The sequence below is a fragment of the Enterococcus sp. UD-01 genome (assembly GCF_044909655.1).
In the GTDB taxonomy this organism is placed as follows: domain Bacteria; phylum Bacillota; class Bacilli; order Lactobacillales; family Enterococcaceae; genus Enterococcus_L.
This window is the reverse complement of record NZ_JBIYEU010000005.1, coordinates 17,478-41,958: the sequence shown is the minus strand read 5'-3', so window position 1 is coordinate 41,958 and position 24,481 is coordinate 17,478. Positions and strand designations below refer to the sequence as shown.

Genomic DNA, 24,481 nt, shown 5'->3' with positions numbered 1-24,481 from the left:
AAGTTGATTTGTGTTTTATTATACGTGCTTTGGCGTGAGAAAAAAAGCACAATCGCTGAATTCACATAAAAGAATCATATTTTTTTAAAAGATCAATAGGCTGCCAAAATCTCCTGCATTTCTGAATAACCTAAACTTTTGGCATAATCCTCCGCCGTTGTGCCAGTGTTATCCCGTAAGCTTTTATCGGCACCGGCGTTCAGTAATTCTGTAATAATTTCCTGATAAACGCTTGACCCGTCCCGCAAAGCTACTGCTTCAATCAAGGCAGTATAACCATAATTGTTTTGATGATTAATGTTTACCTGTCCATCCTGCAGCAGTAATTTCACATTAGCCAAATGCCCCTTTTCCGCAGCAGGAATTAAGGCATTACCGCCAAAACGATTCACCTTCTGTTGATCGGGATTGCTTTTGTCCAGCATATATTTAAGAATTTCCGTTTTCCCTTGTGCGCTTGCATAAAGATAAGAACTGTCGGATAAGTGATCCTGCTGATTAATATCAGCTCCAGCGTCGATCAGGGCTTTGGCGATTTCTATATAATTTTTGTGAGTTGCGATTAAGAGTGGACTTTCTCCTTGGTTATTGGTTTCATTAATCGGATAATCGCTGCTTTTAAGGATCGCTTGAACAGAAACCAAGTTATTGTTGCTGACAGCTTCCAGTAAAGAACCCGCAGCAAAATGAGCAGTTGTGTCTGAAATACTTTCTTGTGTAGATGAGATCGGTTCATTTGTTTGTTCTGAACGTGCTTTAGTCATTGTTTGACGCTCCTTTTCAGATGAATTAGTGGTGGCTTGCTGCTGACAGCCGGCTATTACAGGAATCAGACAAGCAGCCACTAAGATCCAGTAGTTTCGTTTCATCACACCACCCCTTCTTGTATCCAATTTAGTATAGAAACGCAATATAAACAACTAATTGAGCCTACCAAAAAAGAGCAGAGTGTCTTGCACTCTACTCCTAAACTATCTATCGTAGGATTAATCCTTAACTTTATTGGAAAAAAGAACAAACGGCATATAAATCAATGTACCAATAACAATAATTACTACTTGCAATAGCGCTGCTCGAAAATCTCCGGCAGTAGCCAAATAACCTGATAAAATTGGCGGAGTTACCCAAGGCACTAAGATATAAGTAGGCGAAACCAGCTGCAGACTGGTAGCTATATAAGCAACAATTGTTGAAACCATTGGAACAATACAAAATGGAATCGCATATACTGGATTAAAGACAATCGGCAAACCAAACATCATGGGTTCACTAATGTTAAATAAACTTGAAACCCCGCCTAGCTTAGCAATCATTCGCTGATCATCACGTTTTGACCAAATCAAAACAGCGATCACCAGACAAATCATTGTACCACCACCGCCCATGTAAACATAAGCATCTAAAAAGGGCTGTGTCACGATATTTGGCGCACCTGCTCCTGCTTGAATAGCCTCAATATTTTGTTGTAGAGAAGCCAAAAGAATAGGACTTGAAATGGCTCCGAAAACGAAGGCGCCATGAATCCCGAAAATAAAGACGAAGGTTGATAAAAAGACATAAGACAAGATTCCGGGCAACGTTTGAAAACCACCCACTAATGGCGCTTGAAGTATAGTAACCACGACTTCTGGAACAGTATGTCCGCTAAGTGTTCGTAAAGTTACTTCAAAAATTGCAAATAAGGAAACTGTAAAAATAGCGGGAATCAGATTGTTGAAAGATTTTGCGATAGCCGGCGGTACACTGTCAGGCATTTTTATCTTCAATTTACTATTTGCTGAAAGCTTCACCACTAATGGAACACTGACAATCGCAGCAATAATTCCTAAGAGCATCGCTGAAGCGCTCGTATATGTTTGCGTCAAGGCTCCAGCAGCTTGTATATCCTTCCCATCCAAACCAGTCACATTGATCACATTCGGAACTAAAGTCACGTAGCAGGCTAAAGCAATAATAGCCTCTAAAGCACCGTCGCTACCATAAGATTTTGCCAAACGCAGACCAATTAAAAAGGTCACCATCAATCCCAAAACACCGAGCGTACCATTATAGACCTGGTCTCCAATCTCAGCAATTAATGCATGTCCGGGCATATTTCGCAAAAGACCTGTGTCTGGTGCCAGTAAAACATTGTTGATTAACAAGAAAAGAGCAGCAGCAATCGTGATTGGAATCGTACTCGCAAATGCATCACGAATGGCGGCGATGAAGCGATTGGTGGCAATTTTGTCTGCATAAAAAGCAATTTTTTCTCCCAACGCTTCTTTATTGAACATTGATCCTTTATCCATTATTTATTCTCCTTTAACTGAATCATATTTGCTTAATTCTGCTGTTAATGATAGCCATTTTCCGGCAATCCCAACCCAAACTTCTTTGTAGGTAGCATTATTGAACTGCGGCCAGTATGGCTCATCCTCATTTCCAAAGGTCTGCATTCCTACAGGCAGCTCGCCCATCATTTCTCCAGAAGAGACAGAGTATTGCTGTGGATAATCATAGCCTTCTCCATACATCATCGATTGCCCAAAAGGGTTTTTACCGATCAGCCAATGTAACTGCCCATGAGCCATTTCCAGCAATGAGCGATTATTAGTCAGACGTCCGATAATAGCTGCACTGATGCCCATCGATAAGAGCACACCATTGTTGCCTCTAAATGAAAACCAAACTGGAAAACGCTTGATATATAAATCAGAACCAATCTTCACTCCATGCAGCAGCTGTTCCTGATACGCAGTTTCAGCCTCTTTATCCACTAGCAAATGCTGCCGATAAAAGCTTTCCTGCTCCTGCCATTCATCTGCGCGATAAATCCCGCTGGCAAACATAGGATACGGTGCTGTAAATTCCTTTAAAAAGACTAGATACTCTCCATAAGCTTCCGCACGCTGCTGCCATAATCCGACCTGTTCATGCGTCGGAAAAGCCCGCAGCATTTCTTCAAAGGCCTGGGCAAAAATATGTTCACGTGCTTGATGATTAAAATGCTGAAAGACTTTGTGCGTCTCATCCCGATAAAACATTCCTTTTAATTTTGTACCATTATTCAGTAAAATTCCCTGGCTTTCCTGACAAGCCAGAAGTGCTTCAAACCAGTCCAGCGCCTGCTTTTTATAAGAAGGCTCCGTTGTCAGCTGAAACAGCAAAGCGGCAGTCCAAGAAAGAGTGGCTAAAAAGGTGCTTTTTGAGGTGTTGTACGTATGCTCCCAAAAAACAGGATCATGTGTAAATGGCGCTTTTTTAAACCCTTCATAGGCGTAGCCATAATCTTCCTTTATGACTTGCAACAGTTTTTCGCGTAGTGGGTGGGTCTTTTCTAAATCAAGAACAATTTTTGCCAAAATTCCAGTAATCAGAAAATTATCGTATGGACTATTATGAATTCTCGGTACAGCATCATCCATATTTCCCAAGCGATTATCCGTCCAGCGAGTAATGCCGGCACTTGTTAAGCGGTCGCCCTCGTCAAGCCGCGTTTTTAAAATAAAATCAATGCCCCATTCGCCTTCCTCAAGCAAGCGTAAATAAAGCTGAGGCTGCTGTTCTCGAACTTGGGCAGCCATTTCAAAAATACTGGCTGTCACCTCGGCCGTTTGAACTAGCTGTTGAGATAAATCTCCCGCATCATGCCAGCCGCCGTTAAAAATAACGGTTGTTCCTTTGTATTCCGTCACAATATCCTCATGACAAGTCCCATGAATGCCATGAACCGGACAACCACAACGTTCACAAAAAATAAAATTCAATGATTTCCAAATGGATTCGTAGTTGAGCTTATACATCGTGTCAATCTTGAAGGGCTCTGTTTGAATAGTTCCAACCTGTAAGTAATACGTACCCGTGTCGTTGACTTCCGAAAAATCCAACAACCCAAAGGCACCAATACTTGTCGCTAACGGTTCCACGGCTTTGCGTATTATCGTTTTATGTGTCGTTGCTTCTTTTAATAAAAATTCTGCTGATTCCTGCTCCTGACGAATAAGAGCCGTTTTTTCGAACGCTGGGTGATAGCCATTATGCGCATAAATGATCGCTTGTTCTTTCGGCTGCCAGCCTTTCGCCGCAGTATTATTTTTATTTTTTTCTAAGCGTAAATCTTTGATAGTATAAGAAATACTTCCCTTCAGATTCATATAAGAACCGTTCGCATCTGTTGCAATACGTAAGCCAGTAATGACATCTCTAGGTAAGTTACTAATGTCTAACACACAAGTCTGCCATTGATTATTTTTTAAATTAATCACATGCGTACCTTCTCTGTCATAAATATCGGGAATTTTGATTTCACCCTCATTTTCCAAAGTAATTACTACATTGGGATTTACCACATTTGTGCACTCCGGTCGTATTTGGCATTTTAATTGGGTGTATTCTGACCAGTCCTGACGCTCAATCGGTAAACGAGCAATGATTGAGCCAAATGTTACATAATCTCCGTCGGCCGGAGCCCCATCAGGCCATTCGCAATACCGCGTACTTCCTGAAAGCTTCACCGTATCTGTACTCACCTCAAGAGAACCCCGACCTTCATGCTGCCAAGTAGTTGTATTTTTTGTCATTAAAGGCTGAGAGTTTTCGATTATTTCCTTAGCAAGCTGTCGCTGTTCATAGGAATGACAATCATCAACTATTAATGGACGATGTAACAGACCCGATTCCATTAAAGATGTTTGAAATTTATCCACAGCTATCCCTCCTGTTCATTTGATTCGCTGCCAATAAAGCAGCTCCTTTCAAAGCAATTGTTTGTGGATCTAACGTAGTAATCGTTACTCCTTTCGTCACAAACCTGATTGTTTTAGGATTTAGAAACGTTACCATTTTTTCCAAAAACCAAGAATTACTCATTACGCCTCCACCAAAAACAATGGCTTCAGGATCACTCACCCGAACCAAGTTCATGGTTAAAGCAGCAGCAGATTTCAAAGCTAAATCCACTACATAACGAGCTAATCCGTCCTTTTTTTCATACGCTTCCATTAATTCATCGAAACCGATACGTCGCTCCTTGCGAATATCAAGAATCGTTTCCGGATAACGCCAATGAGCATTTAGCGCTTGTTTATGCATACCCAATCCAGAAGCAAACAGCTCTACACACCCTTTTCTGCCGCAAGGACATTCCTCTTGACTGGTTATATCAACAACCATATGCCCGACTTCTCCGGCATTAAAATGCCCGCCGCTGATGATTTTTCCTTGTGATACTACACGAGCAGCGATACCGGTGCCGATGTTAATATAAATAAAATGATCCGTTTTTCGTCCTATCCCCAGCTGATTCTCTGCGATTGCAGCACTGGAAACATCATTCGTAATACTACATGGAAAACCAAAAGCAGTTTCAATCTCTTGAGCTAAAAATAAGCGTTCAGACAGCCCCGGATAAATCTCCAGCCACTCTCCTTTTTCCGTGTCTACACGTCCAACCACGCAAACACCGACTCCTGTAATTTGTCTCGTCGAAGGATGCTCCTCCAAATAGTCCGCTATGGCTGATTTAATTTTTTCCGTAGCCGCCCGCTGATTGGATGTATCAGATGGATACTTCTTACTTGCTATTATTTCTCCATCTTTGGTCACTTCTCCAACCAGAATCTTGGTGCCGCCTAAATCTACGGCTAAAACTGTTTCTTGCATTCTTTCACCTCTAAGTCTATCTGATAACGTTACCAAATGTATGCGTTTTATTTATTTGACAAACTCATCATATACGATGAATTTATCCATGTCAACACCTAAATTAAAGTTTTTGGTAACGTTATCAAATTATTCTTGATTTTTATTCATAACTAGCATAAACTACTACTGGGAGGTCAAATCTATGAAAAAAAATATCACAATTAAAGAAATTGCTAAAAAAAGTGGCGTTTCTGTTTCCACTGTGTCACGGGTATTAAATAATCATCCCTCCGTTTCACCCAGCAAGCGATTAAAAGTTCAAAAGATTATAAAAGAAGAAGGCTTTCAGCCCAGCATGCTGGCACGAGGAATGGTATCAAACAAAACACAGACATTGGCTGTACTAGTTCCTGATATTTCTAATCCCTACTTTACTGCTTTGGTCTCTGAAATTGAACTGGCTAGTCAACGTTTTGATTATTCCTTATTACTTTTCAATACAATGACCGCCGGACCTAATAAACAGGAAAACAGTAGTTTCACCGAACAAAATACTTTTCGCACGATTTTAGAGAAAAAAGTAGATGGTGTTATTATTCTTGGGGGAGAAATTGATAAGGATGAGCCGAATGAAGCTTACTTACAGGCGTTGAATCAATTAAATAACCAGATTCCAGTCTTGATTGTCGGACAGCAGCAAAAGAATTGTGACGCTTATTTTGTTGAACGGGATCTGGAAAAGGGCGTCTTTTTAGCTACGCAGCATTTACTTGCATTAGGAAATCGATCAATTGGTTTTATTGGCGGTGAGGCTGACATCAAGATAACGACACAAAGGGTAGCTGCTTTTAAAAAAGCTGTTTCGCTGTATGCATCCTTCGATGAATCTTTACTGTTTTTAAGCGATTTTTACACCATCGATGGCTACAACAGTATGACGCAATTGATTCAAGAAAAAGCTGAACTTCCGGATGCGGTTTTAGCGATTAATGATCATGTGGCGCTGGGTGCCTTTCGAGCGTTGAAGGATCATCAGCTCTCTTGTCCAAAAGACATCGCCTTGGTCAGCTGTGATGCGTTTCCTAATGGCGAATATCAAACACCGCGAATTACCACTGTCGATCAGCATAATTCTTATCTGGGCAGGATTGCCGTTGAACGCTTATTAGAATTGATTAATGAAGAAGCCGTGGAGCAGTTTAAAACACATTCTCCAGATTTGATTATTCGTGAATCATGCGGCATAAAAAGGGAGAACTAATTCAATGGAAAAACATTTGATTTTTATGGACATTGACGGAACTTTAGTTGATAATCAGCAAAACATATCGCTAAAAACTAAAAGAGTGATTACTAAGTTACAAAAGGAAGGCCATTTGTTTTATGTCGCCACTGGACGAAAATTTTCTTCTGCCGCTTCAATTGCTGAAACACTCAGTGATCAGACACAGGTCGTTGCTTCAAACGGCAGCATCTATTCTATCAATAAGCAATTGGTTAAACAGCAATTATCCGTTGAGGCACTGTCACTAATTTACACAACTGCAGCAGAGCTTTCTTTGCCAGTGTTCTTTTTTGGCGAGCATACTGTTTTTTATACCTCCGATTTACCGGATTATTTCACTCAAAAGGATCAGGCAAGAATTGCCAATACTCGGGAAAAGGATTTTATCGCCCTGCGCTCTTTGGACGATTTGCTCATGCATCATCAAGCGATCGTTAATGGCATTGTCATTTCTGAAACCGATCTAGTTGCATTAAATCAACTAAAAGAAATCTTACAAAAAAGTGAGCTACTGACCGTTTCCTCTTCTTATTTCAATAATCTTGAACTGATTCCAAAAGGGATTAGTAAAGCTACTGCGATTCAGGCAATACAAAAGAAACTAACCATTCCGACTGAACGAATTATCAGCTTTGGTGATGGTCAAAATGACATCGAAATGCTGCAAGCCTCTGGTATCAGCGTGGCCATGGGGAATGCAGAAGATTCTGTAAAAGCTGCGGCAACTCATGTTACCGATACAAATGAAGCAGACGGTATCGCCAATTTTCTTTCTAATTATTTCAATAAAGGAGCCTTCTCATGTTAGAAAAACCAACAATGCTAACTTACATTTTACAAGAACAAGAAACGTTGAGCGCTATCTTAGCGCAATATCCTAATAATATTGATCGTGCACTGACTGGTTTGGACATTACCACTCAAAAATGGTTAGTTCTAGGAACCGGTTCTAGTATCAACGCTGCTCAAAGCGCAAAATACTATATGGAAAAAACAGCGCAAATTAAACTGGATATTCAAGAGCCGTACAATTTTTCTCATTACGAAACCATTGATCCGGAGCTACAAGTCGTTATAGGGATTTCCCAAAGTGGTCAAAGCACCTCAACCATTGAAGCAATGCAAAAAGTTGCCGCGCATCACGCTGTTCACACAATGGCTGTAACGAGCATACCCGATAGTGAAATTACACAAGCAACCAGCTCCACCTTGGATATTTTGTCCGGGCGTGAAAGAGTCGGCTATGTTACACTAGGTTTTTCTGCGACCGTTTTAAACCTCATGCTTTTAGGCCTGAGGATAGCGGTTAAAAACCAGCTGCTTTCAGAAGCAGATGAAGCTATGGAATTGGCTGCTTTCAAAAAGCTGACGAAGCAATTTGGTGCGGCGATTGAAAGAACGTTGATCTTTTTTGAAAAACATCGTGCTGATTTTAAAGAAGCTCCCCGCTTTTCTGCCATCGCTTACGGACCAGCTGTTGGCACCGCTCAAGAAATGGAAACCAAGTTTTCTGAAACGATTCGTGTTCCCTCTCAAGGCGTCGAACTGGAAGCGTTTATGCACGGACCATATTTAGAAATCAATCCTCAGCATCGGCTCTTTTTTATTGATACACCGGCGCAATCAGACGTTATTGAAAAAGCTGGCTTATTGAAAGCTTATGAACAAAAGCACACAAAGCATGTTTTTACGATTTCTCTGCGTAAAGTGATACCCGAAGATGACTTTGAGCTGGCTTTAGGCATTTGCGAGGATGAGTACAAAGCTCCTTATTTAGCCATCGTACCGTTCCAAGTATTGTGTTGGTACATTTCTAAAGAAAAAGGCATTGACCTTACCCAACGAATCTTTACTGATTTTTCGCAAGCCGTTAAAAGTAAAACAGCTGTTCAAGATTATGTCTAAAAAATACCTGCTAAAAGCTGTTAATTGAACAGCTTTTAGCAGGTATTTTAGTTTTTATTCATCCACAGCCGTTACATCAATGTTTAATTCAAATAATTGTAACGGTGAAACTGTGCTTGGCGCGCTTGTCATCGGATCAGCGGCTTTCCCGTTTTTAGGGAAGGCAATCACGTCACGAATATTGTTTTCACCTGCTAATAGCATTACCAGACGATCCAGTCCTAAAGCAATGCCGCCATGTGGAGGGAAGCCATAATCCAAAGCATCCAGCAGATAACCAAACTGTTCTTGTGCTGTTTCTTTTGTAAAGCCTAAGGTTTCAAACATTTTTTCCTGTAATTCACGTTTATGAATCCGTAATGAACCACCGCCAAGCTCATAGCCGTTCAAGACAATATCATAAGCTTCTGCGTAAACTTTTGCAGGATCAGTTGAAAGTAACGGCACATCCGCTTCTTTTGGCTGAGTAAATGGATGGTGAGCTGAAACATAACGGCCCGCTTCTTCATCATATTCAAACAACGGCCAGTCAACGACCCAAAGGAAGTTGAATTTTGATTCATCAATTAAACCCAATTCTTTTCCTAAGCGTGAACGGATAGCGCCTAATGCTGCCGCTACAACTTCTGGTTTATCGGCACCAAACATTAAGATATCGCCTACTTCAGCATTTGTCGCTTTGATTAGCTCATCAGATACTTCCGTTAAGAACTTCGCAATCGGACCTTTTAAGCCATCTTCTTCCACTTTTAACCAAGCTAAGCCTTTAGCACCGAATTGGCTGACATAAGTGGCTAAGTTATCCATGTCTTTACGAGAATACTTATCTGCTGCACCCTTGGCATTTAGCGCCTTCACTTGACCGCCATTTTGCAGAGCCATTTGGAACACCTTAAAATCGACATCTTTCACTACATCTGCAATATCAATAAGTTCCATATCAAAGCGGGTATCCGGCTTGTCGCTGCCGAAACGAGCCATTGCTTCGTCATAGCTGATGCGCGGGAATGGCAAGGTTACTTCGATGCCTTTCGTTTCGCGCATAACTTTTGCCAGCATTTCTTCCGTCATTGTTTGGATTTCTTCCGGCGTTAAAAAGGTTGTTTCGATATCTACTTGGGTGAATTCCGGTTGGCGATCCCCACGTAAGTCTTCATCACGGAAGCAGCGAACGATTTGATAATAACGATCGAAGCCTGCATTCATTAGTAATTGTTTAAAAATTTGTGGTGATTGTGGCAAGGCATAAAAATGACCTGCATGCACACGAGAAGGCACTAAATAATCACGCGCACCTTCCGGCGATGATTTGCCTAAATAAGGTGTTTCAATATCAATAAAGTCCGTATTGTCTAAATAATGACGAATAGTTTTCGTCACTTGGTGGCGCAACTTTAGATTGGCAGTCATTTTCGGACGGCGCAGATCTAAATAACGATATTTTAAGCGTAGCTCATCTCCCACATTGTTTTCATCTTCAATTAAAAATGGCGGGGTTTTAGCTGTATTTAAAATGGTAATTGCTGTCGCCATTACTTCAAATTCGCCTGTTTTCATTTTAGGATTAATTGCTTCTTTGTCCCGATAAGTCAGCTCACCGGTAATTTCAATCACGTATTCGCTGCGGCATTTATCCGCAATTTCCCATGCTTCTTTTGAATGTGCCGGATTGAAAACAACCTGAGCGATCCCTTCACGATCACGCAAATCGATAAAAATAACTCCGCCTAAATCACGACGTTTTTGTACCCAGCCTTTTAATGTAATTACCTGTCCTGCTAAATCGGCAGAAATCTCGCCGCAATATGTTGTTCGTTTTGTCATCAGTGTTACTCCTCTTCATTTTTTTCTATTTCATTCTTCAAATGCTACGGTCAGCATTTCGTCATACACTTCATCAAAGCGTTCATAGATATCTGTTAAAGCAAAAGTCTTTTCATTCCGCGTAGCCATTGCCTTTACCTTTACAATGCCGTCTGTTAATTCACTCTCGCCAATTGTCAAGACCAGCTTCGCATTTGCTTTGTCCGCTGTTTTAAATTGTGCCTTAGGCTTGCGGTTCATAAAATCACGATCTGCTGAAAAACCAAAACCGCGAATGGCTTGTACTAATTTCAAGGCTTCCGCATTAGTTTCACTGCCGATGCCAACAATATACGCATCAATTTCATTAATTACCGGAATCACCACTTCTTCAGCTTCCATGGTCATCAATACACGTTCAATCCCCAGCGCAAAGCCAAATCCAGGTGTTTCGGGTCCGCCAAGTTCCTCGACGAGACCGTTATAACGTCCGCCCGCACAAATTGTAGATTGCGCCCCCATACCAGGTGCATCGCTCATAATTTCAAAAATAGTATCTGTGTAGTAATCCAAGCCGCGCACCATGTTGCTGTCGACTTCATACGGAATAGCCAACGCATCAAGCATCGCTTTTACTGTTTCAAAATGTGCTTTCGAAGAATCACTCAAATAATCCAGAATGGATGGTGCATCAACAACTATCGCGCGATCCTTTTTATCTTTACTGTCAAGGACACGCAGCGGATTTTCATGCAGACGGCGTTTAGAATCTTCGCTTAACTCTTCTTGTTTTGGCTCTAAATAATCAATAAGTGCTTGACGATAGGCTTTTCTAGTTGCTTTATCGCCTAAGGAATTAATTACTAAACGAATTTGTTGAATCCCCAGCTGTTTGAAAAAATCTAAAGCCATTGCCATACTTTCCACATCTACTGCCGGATTGACACTGCCAAAGGCTTCTGCCCCAATTTGATGAAACTGTCGCAAACGCCCTGCCTGTGGACGTTCATACCGGAACATCGGTCCCATGTAATACGTTTTGTAGGGTTTAGCAAATTCCGGGCCAAATAATTTGTGTTCCACGAAAGAACGGACAATTGGCGCTGTTCCTTCCGGACGTAAAGTAATATGGCGCTTGCCTTTATCATAAAAATCGTACATTTCCTTGGAAACAATATCAGTTGTATCGCCCACACTGCGGGAAATCACTTCGTAATGCTCAAAGATCGGGGTACGGATTTCTTCATATTGATAATCCCGAAAAATCAAACGGGCTGTTTCCTCAATAAACTGCCACTTTTCAGAAGTTCCAGGTAATAAGTCGTTGGTGCCCTTTGGTTTTTGATAACTCATTCTTTTTCATCTCCTAATTTATCAATCATTATCTAAAATACTATAGATAAATTTTTAGCTATTGTTGGTTGTAATCCACATTAAAGCGAGAGGTTTCGGCTACTGTTCAGATTATATAGCTTTTACACGTCAAGATTATGCAAATCACAATAAAAAACTCGCCCTTGTCTTAGACAAGGGCGAGTGAAAAGTCACACGCGGTACCACCTATATTTGAAAGATTTCTCTTTCCTTAAACGATTAACGCTCGCTACGGAACGGCTTTTCCTCCGTTCATCTCCAGAATGTCTTTCAATTTCTCAAACGAAACTGCTTTCAGCCGCGGCAGTCTTCTCTTTTACTATTTGTAGGAAATCTACTCGTTCTTTCATCGATTTTATTAGATATTATCTATAAATTACTAGAATCTCTCCTCAAAGTCAAGCGGAAATTGGTCCATTGCGTATAGTAATGAATTTTTTCACATTTTTTCAGTTATCTTTCAATGCCTGCCAAACCTTTAATGCATCCTTCATTCCTTTGACATTATGAACACGAACGATTTCTACGCCTCGATCAGCAGCATACAAAGAAGCAGTAACTGAACCAAAATCGCGTGCTAAGGGATCAGCTTCATCTGTTAAACTGCCAATCGTTCGTTTTCTTGATACCCCATAAAGCAGCGGAATGTCCTGATAACGAAAATGTTCGGGCGTTTTTAGAATCTCGATATTTTCAGCTAAGGTTTTACCGAAGCCAATCCCCGGATCAAAGCAAAGACGCTCTCTGGCAATGCCGACTTGTTCACAAACAGAAATTTTTTCCTGATAAAACTGCTGAATATCTTCCTCGACCGTTACAGCCTTCCTTCTTGGTCTTGAATGCATAATAATCAAACCAGAAGCCGGATACTGAAGTGCGACTTTCAGCATGCCTTCTGTATCCAGACCTTTGATGTCATTGATGATTTCTACCCCGAGATCCAAGGCTGCTTGAGCAACTTCCGGAAAATAGGTATCGACTGACAACGGAATCGTTGTTCGTTTCTTTATCGCTTGAATCACTGGTAAAATTCGGGCTTTCTCTTCTGCGGGCGTCACTTCCTGATAGCCTGGCCGAGTAGACTGACCGCCGATATCAATAATATCTACACCGTTTTTCAGCATATCATCACACTGATAAAGCGCAGCATCCAACTGCTGATAATGACCGCCATCTGAAAAGGAATCAGGCGTAACGTTTAAAATTCCCATGATTTGTGTTTGCTCTTTTTTGAAAAAATTCTCACTCATCCCCATGCTCCTTCAACTGTTTCATCATCGCTCTTAATGCTGAAATTCTTGGACTTAGATCATTGCGCTGCTTTTCAGGCAACTGAGCCAATGTTTTTTTCAACGCAGGAATGTAAAAAATTTTGTCAAAGCCATACCCCAGCTCACCGGTTTCTTGTTCAGCTAAGGTTCCGCTTAATTTTTCTTGGATAAGAAAATATTCTCCATTCGGCTGGGCATAGGCTAGCACAGCTTGCAGTGTAATCTCGCGAGGCAAGTCCGGCTGTTGATCAAAAAGTGCCAGCAACTGTTGGTTTTTTTGACTATCGGTTGCCTGTTTTGGAAAAAAACGTGCCGTTCTAATTCCTAAAATGGTTGGAAAAGCCTGAATTTCCAAGCCTCCATCATCGGCTAAGACCGGCAGCCCCAGCTCCTTTGCGTAGGTTCGTGCTTTGAGCAGTGCATTTTCGGCATAGGTTTGTCCTGTTTCTTCGACTAAAATCTGTTTACTTGTATAGTCAGCATACGAACGAAAGGCGATTGCCTGTTCTGCATAAGCCAGCTGCATTTCCTTCAATTTCCCCTGATTGGTTGTACCGACAATTATCTCCATCGTTTTCATTCCTTATGATTGAATGGCACGTAAAAAATCACGTTTACGTTCCGGATCGGTTTTAAATACACCCTGATAATGAAACGTCTTCGTTACGCTATGAGGAGATTTTACGCCACGCATCGTCATACACATATGCTCTGCTTCAATAGCTACAGCAACACCTTTCACCGGTACATTTGCTACCAGCTTGTCAGCAATCATGATGGTTAAATCCTCCTGCACGCTTGGACGTTTAGCACAATAATTCACCAAACGAGGCAGCTTGCTCAGTCCTAAAACTTTCTTTTGATCAGGCACATACGCAATGTGGACGTTCCCGAAAAACGGCAGCAGATGATGTTCACACATTGAGTAAAACTGGATATCTTTTACCAGCACCATATCATCCGTATTTAAGCTATCAAAAAGAGCATAATCGTCAAATTCAGGCTCCGTCAAAGAAGCAAATACTTCTCCATACATTTTTGCCACCCGCTTCGGTGTATTTTTCACGCCGGGACGTTCTGGATCTTCCCCAATAGCCAGTAAGATCTGCTTCACAGCAGCTTCGATTATTTGTTGTTGTTTTTCTTCCATTTCTTTACCAACTTTCTCCATTTGTCAGCACTTCTTCCCGATTACCGGTTGCTTCAATCCATTCATTAAAGGTTTTCCCTTGAAGAGTGTTTTCTTCATAGACATCCGCTAAAGGAATTAGCACAAATGAGCGTTTAAACATTTCTGCATGTGGAATTGTTAAGGTTGACGTGTTCATTTGTACCCCATCCAAGAGCAAAATATCAATATCTAAGGTTCTAGGTCCCCAATGAATCAAACGTTCTCTGCCTAACTTTTTTTCAATTTCTTGGGTATGTGCCAGCAATTCAAAAGGTTCATAAGCTGTTTCAATTTGCAGCACTGCATTTAAATAATTATCCTGAGGAACCTCTCCATAAGGCAGCGTTTCATAGAGCTTTGATTTAGCAAGCACATGGATCTTTGCATCTTGCTCCAGCAATGCTGTTGCTTTTTGTAAGGTTAACAAACGATCACCCAAATTGCTGCCTAAAGCTAAATATGCTTTTTTCATTTGAAGGCTCTTTCCATTTCAATTTCCACATTATCAAAAATCCCCGGCATCGGCACGCTGTATTTTCGAACACGAACAAGCGCGCTTTCAAGCACTGCACCATGTGCGGCTTCAATATCATCTAAAATCGCTGAAGCAACTGCTTCGATTAAATTATAGGAATGATTGCTTAAACGTTGCGCGATTTGATCATTTACCAGCGCATAGCTGACAGTGTCCTCCACATTATCGGTTTTACCTGCTGTTTCCAACGGTAAGCGCAGCTCCACGTCAACTTCCAGCTGTTGACCTAAGATGCGTTCTTGCGGCAAAACACCATTTTTAGTGTAAAATTTCATATTATTAATTCTGATTTTCCCCATTGTATCCATCCTTCCCGCTTTCAGTCAAATTCTCACTCATTATACTATAAAAAAAAGAGGTTAAACCAAAAAACTGATTTTCAGTTCCCGTTTATTCGAGTTTTACCTATAAAATTTTCTTTATTCATATTTTTGATAAAAAGATAACTGCCATTTCTACACGTTATTTTGCGTGAAATAGCAGTTATTTAATTACTTCTCTCTTGTATCAATAATAATCGTTACAGGCCCGTCATTAACTAAAGATACAGCCATATCTGCCCCGAACCTGCCGGTTTCTACAGGAATTTCCTGCTGCGCCAGCTGTTCGTTAAATAACTCATACAACGGAATCGCTTTTTCCGGTCGTGCCGCTTCTATGAAGCTGGGACGGTTCCCTTTTTTTGTTTCAGCATAAAGAGTAAATTGGGAAATACTTAAAATACTGCCCTTGACCTCTTGAATACTTACATTCATTTTTCCGTCATTGTCCTCAAATACACGCAACTTACTGATTTTACGAACGAGATAAGCAACATCTTCTGTCGTATCCGCTTCATGAATGCCTAATAAAATCATAAAGCCTTGGGCGATGCTACCAACCGTTTCTCCGTCAATGCTAACCTGTGCCTGAGAGACTCTTTGAATAACAGCTTTCACACCTCGTCCTCCTAGCCATTGGTTCGCCGAACGTTATAAACATCCGGAATATTTTTGATTTTATCAACGATCGTTTTCAAATGAGCCAAGTTTTGAATTTTGACCGTAATGTGAATCATCGCCATTTTATTTTTCGTTGGTTTTGCTTCAACGCTAACCAAATTTTTCGTCATAGAGCTGATCACCTGCAGAACGTCATTTAATAAACCGCTGCGGTTGTAGCCGTAAATTTCCAGATCGGCATCGTATTCTTTCGTTGAATGCTCGGTATCCTCCCACTCAACCTCGATCAAGCGCTGCGCCAATTCTTCCTGATGCTGCACGTTTGGACAATCCGCCCGGTGAATAGATACGCCACGCCCCTTAGTAATATAACCGACAATTTCATCTCCCGGCACTGGATTACAACAGCGACTGATACGTACCAATAAATTTTCCACACCCTGAATGACAATTCCGCCTTCATGGCGAACTTTCATTTTGGGTGCTTCTTTTTTAACCGGTTGTGTCATTAGCTCTTCTGCTTCTTGCTTTTGGCGCTCTTTTTCCTGCTCTTTTCGTTCCTTTTCAGTTAGACGATTCGCAACCATTTGAGCGCTAATTTCACCATAGCCGACTGCTGCATAAAGATCGTCCTCTGTTTGAAAATTAAAGCGATCCAAGGCTTCCGCAATTTTCGTCTTGCTTAGATATTCTTTAGGAGTAAAGCCTTGTTCGGTCAAAAACTTGCTGATCGCGTCATGACCTTTAATAATATTAACTTCCCGATCCTGTACTTTGAAAAAGCGTTTAATTTTATTTTTGGCTTTGCTGGTTGCTACCATTTTTAACCAGTCACGACTTGGTCCAAAGGAATTTGGTGAGGTCAGAACCTCAACAATATCCCCGTTTTTCAGCGTGTAATCCAACTGCACCATTTTGCCGTTGACTTTGGCGCCCGTTGCTTTGTTGCCAATTTCGGTATGCACGCTATATGCAAAATCCAGCGGTCCGGAGCCTTTTGGCAGCTCTGTCACTTCACCAGTTGGGGTAAATACATAAACCTTATCGCTGAAAATATCACCCTTTACGCTTTCCATAAAGTCAGAAGCATCATAGCTTTCATCCTGCAGCTCAAGAATTTCACGGAACCAGCTTAATTGCTTCGTATCCGTATCTTCTTCAACTTTCTCTGTCTTCCCTTCTTTGTAAGCCCAGTGAGCAGCAACCCCGAATTCAGCAATTTGGTGCATTTCATGGGTCCGGATTTGTACCTCAATCGGATTCCCGCTAGGACCAATAACAGTTGTATGCAGCGATTGATACATATTAGCTTTAGGCATCGCAATATAGTCCTTAAAACGTCCGGGCATCGGTGTCCATTTAGTATGAATCGCACCTAAAACAGCGTAACAATCCTTAATCGAATCCACTATAACCCGAATCGCCAGCAAGTCGTAGATTTCATTGAATTGCTTTTTCTGATCCTTCATTTTGCGATAAATAGAATAAATATGCTTCGGACGGCCATAGATTTCAGCGTAAATTTCCAGTTCTTCTGTCGCCAGACGAATATCTTCCACGGCTTCTTCGACATAAGCTTCGCGTTCATCCCGTTTGCTTTGCATTAAATTTACAATCCGATAGTATTGATTTGGATTGATATAACGTAAAGCGGTATCTTCCAGCTCCCATTTAATACGGCTGATCCCTAAGCGGTGAGCTAATGGCGCGTAGATCTCCAGTGTTTCCTGAGCGATTCTGCGCTGTTTATCCTCACGTAGATGCTTTAACGTACGCATATTGTGCAGACGATCGGCCAGCTTTACCATAATAACCCGCAAGTCCTGAGCCATCGCCAACAGCATTTTGCGGTGATTCTCTGCTAGTTGTTCCTCATGTGATTTGTATTTTATTTTTCCTAATTTGGTCACACCATCCACCAGCATGGCTACATCGACACCGAATTCCTTCTTTAAATCCTCCAAAGTCACATCGGTGTCTTCAACGACGTCATGTAAAAAACCCGTCGCAATTGTATGCGGGTCCATCCGCAGCTCTGCTAAAATACCGGCTACCTGTATCGGATGAATAAAATAAGGCTCTCCCGACTGTCTAACTTGACCAGCATGCGCTTTTTCTGCATAATCACAGGCTTTCTGTACAAAAGCAACATGGTTTGGTGCCATATATTTGGACACTATTTTTATGACTCCGGGACCTGTCATGATTTCTTCTTTTGGCATGTTTCTCACTCCTTAAAACTGATCATCCGTTAATTCACTTGATTCTATGTTAAGCTTCCAAACTTACGATCTGCTCTGTTGGTTAAATTTTTATTGATTATGTATCTAAATCACTTATTTAAAAAAAGAAAAGTACCACTTGAAACAGTAGCACTTTCAACATACTCATTATACTAAAAAATCCCAGATTTTCAATTCCTCACGTCTGATCCATTTTTGTAATCAACGGTAGAATTTCCCGACCGTTGGCAATTCCGATCTGGGTTGCTCCTGCTTGAAATAAAAGCTCAATTTCCATCAAGGTCGGTGCTTTAACATTGACTTGAAAAAACATTGCCCGATTGCGTCCTGTATGAAACAAGCTCATATCAGCAATTGCTTGCTCCATTGTTAAATCCAGACCTAGTGAAAAGTGTCTTACCTGCTGTTTGCTTAGATCATTGATCAAATTCTTCTTTTGTGCTTCCGTAATTTTCCCGCTATCGATAAAATAACCCAGCACCCCATGTCCAAAAGAAAGCTGCTCTAATACCTGATAATTGGAATTCCCCCATTGAGCCAGCTGCTCTGGTCCCATGGTTACAAAAACATCGGTTGCTCCATCTTTATACAAGCGTCCCGTTTCAAATGCTTTTTTGGCTAAAGTTCCGGCACCTAATGGAAAATCAACAAAACTGCCAACATTGATTTTTGTCCCCGCTAAAAGCTGCTTTGCTCTTGCCACATTATAAGGCAAAACAAAGATTGAGCGAATCGGAAACTCCTTTAGAAACAGAATTTCTTCTTTAAATGCTTGATCACTCAATGACGAATCCACTAACATAATTGAAAGTCTTTCCAACTCTAACTCCATATATTGCCCCCGTTCACACTAATTCAAAATGATAGCTTACTGCACTTAACACGTATAATGGCGCAGTTTCAGCCCGTAAAATTCGCGGCCCCAATCCACAAATCTGCGCACCAGCTGCCTGAAATTGTACTATTTCATCCGGCGCAAAACCGCCTTCCGGTCCGAAAACAACCAAAAGCGACTCTCCAGCACTCATGTCTGCCAAAACAGAAGCAAAACGGCTGCGTTCCCCTTCTTTGGCAGATTCCTCATAGGCCACCAAGACCTGATCGTAACTAGAAAAAAGCGCGACAAGCTGCTGCCTATTCTCTAATAATACAACACTTGGCGCAAACTGACGATGTGATTGCTCAGCAGCTTCTGTTGCAATTTTATTGAAGCGTTCCGTCTTTTTGGTCATTTTTTTATGATCCCATTTAACCACAGAAGACTTCGCCGGAAAACCAATAAAGCGATGCGCTCCTAATTCCGTGCCTTTTTGTACCACCCATTCTAATTTGTCGCCCTTGGGCAGACCGCAGGCGATCGTGACCTGAACAGGTAATTCTTTTTCCGTCAATTCCTTGCGCAGCTCTTTTAAATAAACCGTGTCTTCTGTAATTTCTGTAATTTCAGCCACTATCGCTACTTGATCGATAAAAGCGAGATATACTTGCTCTTTTGGCGCCATTCGCATCACACGTACAATATGATGATAATTCTCACCCGTAATGATGTACTGCTTTTGTAACTGATAAGGTTCTTTTATAAAATAACGCTGCATCTTATTCTTCCTCAGTTTTCTTTAGAATAATGGCATACCAGTCTCCTTGCTGGAAAATTTGATCAACAAGGAAGCCTGTTTCTGTCAATTTTTCTAAAATCATCGCTTTTTTCTCTGCGATAATGCCCGAAATAATTAAGGTGCCATCGTTTTTCAATAACCGCCAAGCATCGTCAATCATTAAAACAATGATATCCGCTAAAATATTCGCTACAATTACGTCTGCTTCTATCGTTATGCCGTTTAACAGATCGTTGGCTGACACTTGAACATCTTCAGCGACTGGATTCATGTCCATATTTTCCTGAGCTGCATTAACAGCAACTTCATCAAGATCATAAGCATAAACCTGTTTCGCGCCTAAATACTTACTGGCAATACTCAATACGCCAGAACCAGTACCTACGTCCAGTAAAGTTTCCCCGCCGCGCAGCACAGTTTCCAGCGCCTGCAAAGTCAGACGTGTGGTCGGATGCGTTCCCGTTCCAAACGCCATACCCGGATCCAACGTAATAATTTTTTCCGCCGCGTCCTTGGCTTCATACTTTTCCCAGCTAGGGACAATTGTTAAAAAGCGTGTTACTCGTACGGGATGGTAATATTTTTTCCAGGCAGTCGCCCAGTCACTTTCAGCTACCTCACTGACAGTAACTTCATTTTTGCCAATGCTTAGGCCGAATTCCGGTAAATGACAGATACTTTCTTTGATAAATGGCAAAATTTCAGGTAAAAAGGTTGTTTCAGGAAAATAAGCCATCACCAAAGCGCCTTCTTTAATATGGGTAAACTGCTCCTTGTCTAAAATTTCGCCATAAAGATCGCTCTTAAAATTCTCCACATCCAACGCGTCTTCAATCGCTACTCCGCTGGCACCGGCTTCCATCATGATATTGGAAATTGCCTCAACTGCCTCACTGGCCGTTTCAACTTTCACTTCAGTCCACTTCACAGAATCACTTCCTTTCTAATAGCTCGGATAAGCGATATCAGGATCGCTATCGGCTGTGTGATATTTTTTTACGGCTGCATCAAACGCTTCATTTGACCAGTTCAATTCAAAAACTTCTTGTTCGTTGTCAGCTAAAAAATCAAGCAAATCACTTTGTCCTTCTGCCAATACCTCATTTAAATAATCTACAAAACCATCAAGCAGTGATTTTTTCAAGCCTTTTTTTCCTTCATAGGGAATTACAGCCAAAAAGTCCTCTTCATCAAAAACCGATTTTTCCGGATGATAAAACAATACGCCATCCTCAAACTCGATAATGTCCTCAGCAGAAACGGTTCCTGCAGCATCATCAATCTGCTCGTTTTCTTTATTTTCAGCGAAGAGGCGGAACACTACTTCAATGGTATGATTTTTAGTATCCCAGTCCAAGGCTACATCATATTCGGTTATTTTCTTGGTTAATTGTTGATCTAGATAAGTAAGCATGGTTGCTTTTTTCATTAATTTTCTTCCTTCCAGCCGAATGACTGTTGATCAATTTGACTTCGTTTTTGTTTTGAAATATAAGGATTTCCTGAAACCGCATATCTTAAAGGCAGATCGGTCCAAATGCCTTTGTTGGGAATGCCGATACGCGGTAAAGCTAAGATCTTTTTTGGGTACTTCCGTTTTTGCGGTACGATCCGCAACGAGCTGTTAAAAATAGATTGTCCATATAATTCTTTGGTAATGCCCATTGCCCGAACTAATTTTCCGGGACCATTGGAAAGTTCAAAGCCAATTCTGCCGTTGCGATTTTCAGCCATCTGCTCAACTCCGTGCACCGGCTCTATCGCACGAATCATCACTCCCTGTGGCTTGCCTTTTTCCTGTGTAACCATGTTTAGGATCAAATGCGTATGCATCGTATATAAATAAATCGTTCCCGGCTCATCATACATTGCTTTTAATCTGGGTGTATTACGTAAGCCAAAGCTGTGTGCTGCTTCATCCTCCGGTCCCAGATAAGCTTCCGCATCAACGATGTAGCCAGCAAGAATTCCCGCTTCTGTTGTATGTTCTAAATACATGCCCAATAAAAATTGCGCGATTTCTTCTGTTGATTTCGTATTAAAATAATTAATTGTTTCCCTCATTTTTTCACCACTTTCTATGATACACGAATCGAGGGCTTTTATCCATGAAATTAATTAACAATTAGGATGGATAAACACGGATTGGACTTCACTTTATCCTTTATTTTACTATTAACCTGCGACCAATGCAAACGTACGTTCAATATGATATAATGAGGTATACAGAAAGAAAAAAAGGAGGTCCAACGATGCAAAAACCGTTAGCTTATCGTATGCGACCACGCAATTTAGATGAAGTCGTTGGGCAAAAACAGCTGGTTGGTCCTGGAAAAATTATTCGTCGAATGGTTGAAGCCAAGATGCTTTCTTCGATGATTTTATACGGCCCTCCTGGTACTGGCAAAACCAGCATTGCCAGTGCGATCGCTGGTTCAACCAATTACGCCTTTCGGATGTTAAATGCCGCAACGGACACAAAAAAAGACCTGCAGATTGTCGCTGAAGAAGCCAAAATGAGCGGCACAGTCATTTTGTTATTAGATGAAATTCACCGACTGGATAAGACCAAACAGGATTTTTTATTGCCGCATTTAGAAAACGGCCGCATTATTATGATTGGCGCAACAACCGAAAATCCTTATATTACGATTAATCCGGCGATCCGTAGTCGAACGCAAATTTTTGAAGTTACTCCCTTATCTGAAACAGATATTAAAGAAGCCATTCAAGCTGCGTTATCCGATCAAGAACGTGGCTTAGGTAAGTACCCAGTAGTTTTAGAAGAGAATGCACTGCAGCATTTAGCGCGCGCAACCAACGGGGATTTACGCAGTGCCTTAAATGGTCTAGAGCTTGCAGTAAAGTCTACGCCGGAAGATGCCAATGGAAAAATTGTATTGACTTTGTCTGTGATAGAAGAGTGTGTTCAGAGAAAGGCCTTGACCCATGACAAAGACGGCGATGCCCATTATGATGTTATTTCTGCCTTTCAAAAATCCATACGCGGTAGTGACGTGGATGCGGCTTTGCATTATCTCGCCCGTTTAGTTGAAGCGGGCGATCTACCGATTATTTGTCGTCGGTTAATGGTCGTCGCCTATGAAGATATTGGCTTAGGAAATCCTGCTGCAGCTGCCCGTACGGTAACCGCTGTTCAGGCGGCTGAAAAACTAGGCTTTCCCGAAGCCCGAATTCCGTTAGCCGATGCAGTGATTGATTTATGCTTGTCGCCAAAATCCAATTCAGGAATCTCAGCGATTGATGCGGCATTAGCCGATATCCGTGAAGGAAAAGCAGGTGAAATCCCTAGTCATTTACGCGATAGTCATTATTCAGGCGCCAAAGCGTTGAATCGCGGCATAGGCTATCAATATCCCCACAGCTTTGAAAACGCCTGGGTCAAGCAACAATATTTGCCTGATAAAATTAAACATGCCCATTACTACAAACCAATTGACACTGGCAAATACGAGCAAGCTTTGCATCAACAATACAAGCGCATCGAAGAATGGAAAAAGCAGTCTTAATCTTTCACAAAGACAAGCACTCTCGTTGCTGTTTGCTGGAGAGTATGCTATTATAAAGATGGTAAATCTGTGATGTACGCGTTGTCTTTTTTGTGTGTTGACCGAACATTTTATTGATATCTTGGGATCCTTCTGGTACTTAGGCTGGTAACATGCCTTATCATTTGGTAGTTCGAAGCTGATAGTCGTGGAACCCACCTGCTTAGTTTGCGGGTTCAATACTATAGGACGAATAACGGCATCGACGGATTTTACCATTTTTATAGCTTAATCGAACAATTTGCTTAAAAGCAAATTGTTTTTTATTTGATGGAGGTTGTCACATGATTCAAGTATTAATATTTCTTTCAGCGATTTTATTAGTCATTATTGGTATTTTTCTATTAAAAAGAAACACTTTATTTCTAGCTTTTATGCACAACGATCCTACTGAAGAAAATCAACAGTTTCTACGACAATTCGGTTATTTTTATTTAGCTTTGGCAATTATCGGTTTGTTGGTTGGTGTATTCGATTTGAAATTATTCTCTTTATTTTACATTTTTGGCTTATTTGCTATTTCTGCTGTTTTCAGCTTTATGCTGGCTAAAAAGATTCTATAATCTCTTCTCTTTTTTGTTTGCTTTTTCAGCATTTTGTTCTACAATTATAGTAAAGATACAGTTATCTTAAAACTGCTGTGAATTCAGCTTAGGAGTGATACGTATGTTACAAACCTATCAAAAAATCATGGTCGCTGTAGATGGCTCTGCTGAAGCAGAACTTGCGTTTCAAAAAGCCATGAACGTTGCTACAAGAAATGATGCTGAATTATTATTAGCTCACGTCATTGACACACGAGCTTTTCAATCCGTCTCTTCATTTGATGGTGTTTTAGCGGAACAAGCTACTGAAATGGCGAAACAAACACTAGAAGGATACAAAAAACAAGCGAAAGACAATGGCTGTGAAAAAGTAACGACAATTATTGAATTTGGTTCTCCGAAACCTTTAATTGCCAAAGAATTACCTCAAGCTCATGACGTAGATTTAATCATGTTGGGTGCTACCGGATTAAATGCAGTAGAACGATTATTTATCGGTTCTGTTTCTGAATATGTTATTCGCACAGCATCTTGTGATGTACTAGTTGTAAGAACAGATTTAGAAAATAAAGTACCAGACAAAACAGAAGAGTAACTA

At 41.1% G+C, this 24,481-nt stretch carries 23 protein-coding genes, 1 other RNA gene, 1 pseudogene and 1 other annotated feature; of the genes and pseudogenes, 7 read left to right on the top strand and 18 right to left on the bottom strand.

What is annotated here, in order from left to right; all coding sequences use genetic code 11:
- Nucleotides 1-92: 92 nt before the first annotated feature.
- The 4 genes from ABH902_RS06085 to ABH902_RS06070 all read right to left on the bottom strand — a co-directional run bounded on the left by ABH902_RS06085 (nt 93) and on the right by ABH902_RS06070 (nt 5,643).
- Nucleotides 93-869, bottom strand: a complete 777-nt coding sequence (locus ABH902_RS06085) for an ankyrin repeat domain-containing protein (RefSeq protein WP_404589666.1) — start codon at nt 867-869, stop codon at nt 93-95.
- Nucleotides 870-986: 117 nt separating this feature from the next.
- On the bottom strand, nt 987-2,291 hold the full coding sequence (locus ABH902_RS06080) for a PTS sugar transporter subunit IIC (protein WP_404589665.1): 1,305 nt from the start codon (nt 2,289-2,291) through the stop codon (nt 987-989).
- A 3-nt stretch (nt 2,292-2,294) separates the two neighbouring features.
- On the bottom strand, nt 2,295-4,688 hold the full coding sequence (locus ABH902_RS06075) for a glycoside hydrolase family 9 protein (protein WP_404589664.1): 2,394 nt from the start codon (nt 4,686-4,688) through the stop codon (nt 2,295-2,297).
- Nucleotides 4,681-5,643 (bottom strand): ROK family protein, encoded by a 963-nt coding sequence (locus ABH902_RS06070; protein WP_404589663.1) that lies wholly within the window; start codon nt 5,641-5,643, stop codon nt 4,681-4,683. The genes ABH902_RS06075 and ABH902_RS06070 overlap by 8 nt, the downstream gene beginning before the upstream one ends.
- A gap of 184 nt (nt 5,644-5,827) precedes the next feature.
- Here ABH902_RS06070 and ABH902_RS06065 point away from each other — a divergent pair, with 184 nt between their 5' ends.
- Genes ABH902_RS06065 through ABH902_RS06055 form a run of 3 tightly spaced genes read left to right on the top strand, consistent with a single transcriptional unit; the run spans nt 5,828 to nt 8,815 of the window.
- Nucleotides 5,828-6,886 carry a LacI family DNA-binding transcriptional regulator gene (locus tag ABH902_RS06065; protein ID WP_404589662.1) on the top strand — a complete coding sequence of 353 codons (1,059 nt, stop codon included), beginning with the start codon at nt 5,828-5,830 and terminating at the stop codon, nt 6,884-6,886.
- Nucleotides 6,887-6,890: 4 nt separating this feature from the next.
- Complete coding sequence (locus ABH902_RS06060; RefSeq protein ID WP_404589661.1) at nt 6,891-7,718, top strand: HAD family hydrolase; 828 nt, start codon at nt 6,891-6,893, stop codon at nt 7,716-7,718.
- Nucleotides 7,712-8,815, top strand: a complete 1,104-nt coding sequence (locus ABH902_RS06055; protein WP_404589660.1) for an SIS domain-containing protein — start codon at nt 7,712-7,714, stop codon at nt 8,813-8,815. Before ABH902_RS06060 ends, ABH902_RS06055 begins: the two co-directional genes overlap by 7 nt.
- A 54-nt stretch (nt 8,816-8,869) precedes the next feature.
- On the opposite strand, the gene aspS is transcribed toward ABH902_RS06055, so the two are convergent.
- From aspS to ABH902_RS05985, 14 genes and pseudogenes are all read right to left on the bottom strand, one after another.
- Nucleotides 8,870-10,639, bottom strand: coding sequence for an aspartate--tRNA ligase (gene aspS / locus ABH902_RS06050; protein ID WP_404589659.1), 1,770 nt, complete (start codon nt 10,637-10,639; stop codon nt 8,870-8,872).
- Between the two features lie 30 nt (nt 10,640-10,669).
- Nucleotides 10,670-11,971 carry a histidine--tRNA ligase gene (gene hisS, locus ABH902_RS06045; RefSeq protein ID WP_404589658.1) on the bottom strand — a complete coding sequence of 434 codons (1,302 nt, stop codon included), beginning with the start codon at nt 11,969-11,971 and terminating at the stop codon, nt 10,670-10,672.
- 172 nt (nt 11,972-12,143) lie between these two features.
- Nucleotides 12,144-12,351: a binding site (T-box leader), on the bottom strand.
- Nucleotides 12,352-12,441: 90 nt separating this feature from the next.
- A complete protein-coding gene (folP, locus tag ABH902_RS06040; protein ID WP_404589657.1) occupies nt 12,442-13,242 on the bottom strand; it encodes a dihydropteroate synthase in 801 nt (266 codons plus the stop codon).
- Nucleotides 13,235-13,834 carry a non-canonical purine NTP pyrophosphatase gene (locus ABH902_RS06035; protein WP_404589656.1) on the bottom strand — a complete coding sequence of 200 codons (600 nt, stop codon included), beginning with the start codon at nt 13,832-13,834 and terminating at the stop codon, nt 13,235-13,237. The genes folP and ABH902_RS06035 overlap by 8 nt, the downstream gene beginning before the upstream one ends.
- Nucleotides 13,835-13,846: 12 nt before the next feature.
- Nucleotides 13,847-14,413: a GTP cyclohydrolase I FolE gene (gene folE / locus ABH902_RS06030; protein ID WP_404589832.1), complete on the bottom strand. Its 567-nt coding sequence runs from the start codon at nt 14,411-14,413 to the stop codon at nt 13,847-13,849.
- A 4-nt stretch (nt 14,414-14,417) separates the two neighbouring features.
- Nucleotides 14,418-14,906 carry a 2-amino-4-hydroxy-6-hydroxymethyldihydropteridine diphosphokinase gene (gene folK / locus ABH902_RS06025; protein ID WP_404589655.1) on the bottom strand — a complete coding sequence of 163 codons (489 nt, stop codon included), beginning with the start codon at nt 14,904-14,906 and terminating at the stop codon, nt 14,418-14,420.
- The gene (folB, locus tag ABH902_RS06020; protein WP_404589654.1) at nt 14,903-15,268 is read right to left on the bottom strand and encodes a dihydroneopterin aldolase; all 366 of its coding nucleotides are present in this window, start codon (nt 15,266-15,268) and stop codon (nt 14,903-14,905) included. Before folB ends, folK begins: the two co-directional genes overlap by 4 nt.
- Before the next feature lie 192 nt (nt 15,269-15,460).
- Nucleotides 15,461-15,907, bottom strand: coding sequence for a D-aminoacyl-tRNA deacylase (dtd, locus tag ABH902_RS06015; RefSeq protein ID WP_404589653.1), 447 nt, complete (start codon nt 15,905-15,907; stop codon nt 15,461-15,463).
- 11 nt (nt 15,908-15,918) lie between these two features.
- Nucleotides 15,919-18,132 carry a RelA/SpoT family protein gene (locus tag ABH902_RS06010; RefSeq protein ID WP_404589652.1) on the bottom strand — a complete coding sequence of 738 codons (2,214 nt, stop codon included), beginning with the start codon at nt 18,130-18,132 and terminating at the stop codon, nt 15,919-15,921.
- 199 nt (nt 18,133-18,331) lie between these two features.
- Nucleotides 18,332-18,985, bottom strand: a complete 654-nt coding sequence (locus ABH902_RS06005; RefSeq protein WP_404589651.1) for a deoxyribose-phosphate aldolase — start codon at nt 18,983-18,985, stop codon at nt 18,332-18,334.
- 13 nt (nt 18,986-18,998) lie between these two features.
- On the bottom strand, nt 18,999-19,748 hold the full coding sequence (locus ABH902_RS06000) for a 16S rRNA (uracil(1498)-N(3))-methyltransferase (protein WP_404589650.1): 750 nt from the start codon (nt 19,746-19,748) through the stop codon (nt 18,999-19,001).
- Nucleotide 19,749: 1 nt separating this feature from the next.
- Entirely contained in the window at nt 19,750-20,697 is a 948-nt protein-coding gene (gene prmA / locus ABH902_RS05995) for a 50S ribosomal protein L11 methyltransferase (RefSeq protein WP_404589649.1), read from the bottom strand.
- 15 nt (nt 20,698-20,712) lie between these two features.
- Entirely contained in the window at nt 20,713-21,198 is a 486-nt protein-coding gene (locus tag ABH902_RS05990) for a DUF3013 family protein (protein WP_404589648.1), read from the bottom strand.
- Nucleotides 21,134-21,833 (bottom strand): annotated as a pseudogene (locus ABH902_RS05985) (DNA-3-methyladenine glycosylase). The gene ABH902_RS05990 and the pseudogene ABH902_RS05985 overlap by 65 nt, the downstream one beginning before the upstream one ends.
- Nucleotides 21,834-22,021: 188 nt before the next feature.
- On the opposite strand from ABH902_RS05985, the gene ABH902_RS05980 reads away from it, so the two are divergent.
- From ABH902_RS05980 to ABH902_RS05965, 4 genes are all read left to right on the top strand, one after another.
- Nucleotides 22,022-23,299: a replication-associated recombination protein A gene (locus ABH902_RS05980; RefSeq protein ID WP_404589647.1), complete on the top strand. Its 1,278-nt coding sequence runs from the start codon at nt 22,022-22,024 to the stop codon at nt 23,297-23,299.
- A 61-nt stretch (nt 23,300-23,360) separates the two neighbouring features.
- Nucleotides 23,361-23,554: non-coding RNA, 6S RNA (gene ssrS / locus ABH902_RS05975), on the top strand.
- Between the two features lie 68 nt (nt 23,555-23,622).
- Nucleotides 23,623-23,901, top strand: a complete 279-nt coding sequence (locus ABH902_RS05970; protein WP_404589646.1) for a hypothetical protein — start codon at nt 23,623-23,625, stop codon at nt 23,899-23,901.
- 103 nt (nt 23,902-24,004) lie between these two features.
- On the top strand, nt 24,005-24,478 hold the full coding sequence (locus ABH902_RS05965; RefSeq protein WP_404589645.1) for a universal stress protein: 474 nt from the start codon (nt 24,005-24,007) through the stop codon (nt 24,476-24,478).
- The last annotated feature ends 3 nt before the right edge of the window (nt 24,479-24,481 follow it).